Here is a 1,288-nt window from a genome sequence, read left to right as displayed (position 1 = left end):
TGGTCATCTCCCTGTCAAGTAGACAGTAATAAAAAGAGTATTATGCCACGGCCTTTTCCCGATATTCTATCGGGGAAAGGCCGTGAAGTTTTTCTTGGAATCTTTCTGTATTATAAAATTGAATATATTCTTGAATTGCTCGGTAGGCCATTTCATATGTTTTTGGGCACACTAAATACAACTTCTCTGTTTTTAAATGTGAGAAGAATGATTCGATACACGCATTATCAAAACAGTTTCCACGTCTAGAATGACTACCGACAAATCCTAATTTCTCTAACTGTTTTGCGTAGGATTTAGATGTATATTGAAACCCTTGATCTGAATGGAAAAGGGGCTTAGTAGTTAATGACTTCCCTTCTAATTGACGTAATGTAGTTAAAACCAAATCTAAATCATTTCTTGAAGATAGCTTCCAGGCAACAATTTCATTGTTGTATAAATCTAACACAGCTGACAAATAGGCAAATTGTTCTCCGATTCGTACATAAGTAATATCTGTTACGAATTTTTGATTTTGCTTTTCAGCTTGAAACTCTCGATTCAAATGATTTTTAAATACCACAGATGTTTTTCTTCCATAAAATGGATGTTTTTTTCGAATGATAGATTGAATACCCAGCTCTCTCATAAGACGACGAACACGTTTATGATTCATTACCATTCCTTCTCGAGCCAAAGCACGAGTCATACGTTTATACCCATAGTAAGGGTGCTGACGATGAATAGATAAAATATGTTCTTTATGCCACATATCCCTTTTCTGACGTAAACGCTGCACGTTATGATATTTCCGCCATTTATAGTAGCCAGCCTTAGAAACTTCCGCGATTTGAAGCAACCATCGGAGTGGATAGGCTTGGCGTAATGAATCGATAAGAGAAAATCGTTCTTTCTTTAGGACCATTCCTTCCCGTGTAGATTTGGATTGCGCTTTTTTAAATACTCAACCTGTGCCTTCAAATAAGCATTTTCTTCTTCTAGACTATTAAAATTCTTTCGATTCCAGACACCACGTTGATCATCAAAGGACTCCCCTTGTTGCGCACGTTTTACCCACTCAATAATCTGGGCATCGCTCTTCACACCGAGTTGTTCACGAATTTCTCGCAATGATTTTCTCTCTTCTAATCGAAGACGAACTGCTTCTCGCTTTAGTTCTTCTGTATATTTTTGAAATGATTGTCCTTTTCTTGCCATAAAAAAATCCCCTCCAGATAAAACAGTATTGAGTCTATCATATCAGATGGACTCTTTTTTTACTGTCTACCTATAGGGGATAATACCA

At 36.8% G+C, this 1,288-nt stretch carries 1 protein-coding gene; it reads right to left on the bottom strand.

Going from position 1 to position 1,288, the window contains the following annotated elements; all coding sequences use genetic code 11:
• Positions 1 to 40: 40 nt before the first annotated feature.
• A protein-coding gene (locus tag ACQGS6_RS28715) for an IS3-like element ISBth8 family transposase (RefSeq protein ID WP_426966044.1) occupies positions 41 to 1,200 on the bottom strand; the annotation gives its coding sequence in 2 pieces (ribosomal slippage) (positions 41 to 942 and positions 942 to 1,200; 1,161 coding nt in all).
• Between the last annotated feature and the right edge of the window lie 88 nt (positions 1,201 to 1,288).

Source organism: Bacillus sp. GMs2/2 (assembly GCF_050172095.1).
Lineage (GTDB): Bacteria > Bacillota > Bacilli > Bacillales > Bacillaceae_G > Bacillus_A > Bacillus_A cereus.
This window is presented reverse-complemented; position numbering and strand designations above follow the sequence as displayed.